Below are 3,897 nucleotides of genomic sequence, written 5' to 3'. Positions count from 1 at the left end.
TTCGTAAAAAAGCCCTGCATCCGGCTCACCGGATGCAGGGCTTTCTCGTTCCGAAAGATCGACTGGTGGCGACAGACGGCCTGGACCGTCATGCCGCCAGTGCGGATCAGTCGTCGCCGCGCTTTGCCGCCACGTTGATCAGATACTGGGTCAGCAGCGGCACGGGCCGGCCGGTCGCTGCTTTGCCATGCCAGGCAGTTCCGGCGATATCGAGATGCGCCCATTTCATCTTCTTCGTGAAGCGATGCAGGAACATCGCCGCCACGATCGCGCCCGCTTCACCGGCACCGACTGTCGCGATGTTCGCGATGTCGGCGAATTCGCTCTTGATCTGGCCGTCGTACTCGTTCCACAGCGGCAGTTCCCAGGCGCGGTCGCCGATCTGCTCACCAGCCGCCAGCAGCTGGCGGGCCAGACCTGGCTGATTCGAGAACAGACCCGAGGCATGGCTGCCGAGCGCGACGACGCAGGCGCCGGTCAGCGTGGCCATGTCGATGCAGATGCGCGGGTCGTAATTGCGTTCGGTGTAGGTCAGCGCGTCGCAGAGGATCAGACGGCCTTCGGCATCGGTATTCAACACTTCGATGGTGATGCCCGCCATGCTGGTGACGATGTCGCCCGGCTTGCTCGCCGCGCCATCGGGCAGGTTTTCGCTTGCCGCGACGACGCCGATGACGTTGATCGAAAGCTTCAGTTCGGCCATCGCCGCAAAGGCGCCGATGACACTGGCGCCGCCGCACATGTCGAACTTCATTTCATCCATCTTCGCGGCCGGCTTGATCGAGATGCCGCCGGCATCGAACGTCAGACCCTTGCCGACCAGTGCGATCGGCGCTTCGCCCGGCGCACCCTTCAGGTATTCCATGACGATCAGCTTGGCCGGCTGGCGACTGCCGCGGCTCACCGACAGCAGCGCGCCCATGCCGAGCGCTTCCATGTCCGACTCTTCGAGAATCTTGACCGTGAACTCATACTTCTTGCCGAGATCGATAGCGGTCTGAGCCAGGAAGGTCGGCGTGCAGATATTGCCGGGCAGGTTCGACAGCCGCTTGGCCAGAGAAACGCCTTCGGTGATCGCCTGCGCTTCCTGCAATCCCTTCTCGCCGGCCGGCAGATCGCTGCGCCGTGGCACGTCGAAGGTGAGGCGTTCGATCTTCGGCAGCACGATGTCTTCACGCGACTTCTCGCCGCGCATTTCGTCGAAACGATAGAACTCGGTATCGGTGGCCAGCGCCGCCTGCAGCACGTTCCACTGATAGTCACGGCCCTTGACCGGCAGATGGGTCAGATAACTGACGGCATCGATCGCCCCGGTGTTGCGCAGCGCTCTGGCGGCCGCCGAATGAACCTTGCGGAACGCCGCTTCATCGAAATCACGCTCCTTGCCGAGGCCGACCAGCAGCACGCGATCGCAGAACACGCCGGACACGTTGTGCAGGACCACGGTGCGGCCGAGTTTGCCGTCCATGTCCCCTCGACGCATGATGCTGCCGAGCAGACCGTCGCTGGCTTTGTCGATTGTTTCGGCCGCCTCGGTGGTGTTTCGGCGATCAAAGATGCCGACAATGACGCAGGCAACGCGCTGTTTCTCGGGGTTGCCGCTCTTGACGAAGTATTCCATTTTGATCTTTCAGTTTTAGGAATTGAACAGACAGGCTCGGCAGGTCGACCGTCGATCTGAGAAATTAAATTTACTTGTTCGAATCTAGCGAAAAATCACGATTTTGCTAGCGGTTTTTTTTTACCAGAGTTGGGAATTGAGTGCTTCTTTCGTCAAGAACCCGTCTTTTTCACCGATTCTGATGAATTCCCACCGGCACGCCTGCAATTGCTTTGCCACGAACTGTGACCCAGTTCCTTGACGGAAAGTTTTTCAAAGGAATTCCGGACGGCTTTTGCTGGCGTCGCGGTCCTGCGTTCGTTTCCCGGCGGCTCGCCAGCATCGGCCGGTGGTCAGTTACGATAGGGGCCGTGAACCGTCATCTTTAATGAACCAGCGCATTCTCGACCGCTACCTGCTGCGCGAAGTGTTGTCCGCGTGGGCGGCCGTCACTTTCATCCTGCTGGCGATCATGATCGCCACCCGTTTCGCCAGCGTGCTGGGCGTCGCCGCCAAGGGCGAGTTGCCGCGCGAGCTGCTGATGAACGTCGCGCTGCTGTCCAGCCTCCGCTATCTGGTGATCCTGATCCCGGTGTCGCTGTTGCTCGGCATCATGTTGTCGCTCGGCCGGCTGTATAGCGATAACGAGATCACTGCGATGACCGCCTGCGGATCGGGACTCGGCCGGCTATATCGGCCCTTTCTCGGCCTGGCTGCGGTACTGACCGGGCTGACTGCGGCGCTGTCGTTCTCGATCGGCCCCTGGGCGGGCCGGCAGGCGGATTTCCTGGTCAAGGATGCCAAGCGGCTGGTGCAGTTCACGCCGTTCGAGGCCGGTCAGTTCAAGACCGTGGCCGGTGGCCGCGCCGTGTTCTACACCGACTCGATCAGTGCCGATGGCCGCGACCTGGGCCGGGTATTCGCCGAGATCGAGGAAACGGCAGCGTCCAGCGTCGTCGTCGCCGATCACGGCGATCAGCAGATCGACACCACCACCGGCGAGCGCGTGGTCACCTTGCGCAACGGCCACCGCTATTCCGGCACGCCCGGTGATGCCGCCTACGAAGTGACCAACTTCGATGCCCTGACCCTGCGCCTTTCGCCGCCGCCGTTCACCTACCTCAACAACCAGCGCAAGCTCAGCCCGACCGCCGCGCTGCTCGGCAGCGATGATCCGAAGGATCTGGCGGAACTGCATTTCCGTGTCGCCGCACCGGTATCGGTGCTGATCCTGGCGCTGCTCGCGGTACCTCTGTCGCATCTACGGCCGCGCCAGGGCCGCTACAGCAAGATCGTCTTCGGCATCCTCGCCTACCTGCTCTATACCAACCTGCTCGGTGTCGGCCAGGCCTGGATCGGCAAGGGCCAGATGCCGACCGGCTTCGGCCTGTGGTGGGCGCATGCGCTGGTGCTGGGCGCGGCGCTGTGGATGATCCGCCGCCGCCAGCAGGTGGTCGCATGAATCAGCTCGACCGCTACATCATCCGCACGGTGCTGGCGCTGACCGGCCTGGTCGCGCTCGGTCTGGTGACCATCTACACGCTGGTGGTGTTCATCTCGGACATCGGCGAAACCGGCAAAGGCACTTACGGTGTCCTGCAGGTGGTTCAGTACAGCCTGCTGATGATGCCGTCGAGCCTGTACATCCTGCTGCCGATCGTGGCCCTGCTCGGCGGTCTGCTCGGTATCGGTGCTCTGGCCCGCAGCAGCGAGCTGACGGCGATGCGCGCGGCGGGTGTGTCGATGCTCAGGATCGGCGGTGCGACCCTGACGGCCGGCGCCATGCTCGGTGCCTTCGGCTATGTGCTGGGCGACTGGCTGGGCCCCACCGGCGAGCGTCTGGCTGACGAGCTGCGTGACGACGCACGCGGCGAACGCGGCACGCTGGATCGCTCGCTGTGGTTGCGCGACGCCGACAACATCCTGCGCATCCGCAGCCTGCTCGCCGAAGACCATGGCCGCGACCTCACCGTGTTCCGCACCGCCGCCGACGGCAGCCTGACCCAGGTCTCGACCGTCGACGAGGCCCGCTATGTCGACGGCCGCTGGCTGATGACCGGCATCAAGCGCACGGAACTGAGCGGCGACCATACCAAGGTGGTCAAGCTCGACCAGATCGAGATCACCGGCTCGATCACCCCGAACGTGCTCAAGCTTTTCATTCTTGAAGGCGACGTGCTGTCGGTCCGCGGCCTGTACAACCTGGTGGCCTACATGGACGACAACAAGCTGGATGCGACCAAGTACCGCATCTGGCTGTGGCGCAAGCTGGTCGAACCGGTGACGGTGATGGTGAT

3 protein-coding genes are annotated in these 3,897 nt (G+C 62.9%); 2 read left to right on the top strand and 1 reads right to left on the bottom strand.

All coding sequences use genetic code 11. The features are described 5' to 3' along the window. Positions 1-106: 106 nt before the first annotated feature. Entirely contained in the window at positions 107-1,621 is a 1,515-nt protein-coding gene (locus tag QZY06_RS00410) for a leucyl aminopeptidase (RefSeq protein WP_295678733.1), read from the bottom strand. A 367-nt stretch (positions 1,622-1,988) separates the two neighbouring features. Between QZY06_RS00410 and lptF the strand changes: the two genes are divergently transcribed. Continuing rightward, the gene (gene lptF, locus QZY06_RS00405) at positions 1,989-3,062 is read left to right on the top strand and encodes an LPS export ABC transporter permease LptF (protein ID WP_295678731.1); all 1,074 of its coding nucleotides are present in this window, start codon (positions 1,989-1,991) and stop codon (positions 3,060-3,062) included. Then, positions 3,059-3,897, top strand: an 839-nt coding sequence (gene lptG, locus QZY06_RS00400; protein ID WP_295678728.1) for an LPS export ABC transporter permease LptG, incomplete at its 3' end; no start/stop codon positions are given. The genes lptF and lptG, both read left to right, overlap by 4 nt.

Origin of the sequence: uncultured Nevskia sp. (assembly GCF_903885465.1) — a bacterium.
GTDB lineage: Bacteria > Pseudomonadota > Gammaproteobacteria > Nevskiales > Nevskiaceae > Nevskia.
The sequence above is the reverse complement of the archived record's forward strand: the minus strand, read 5'-3'. Positions and strand labels throughout refer to the sequence as shown.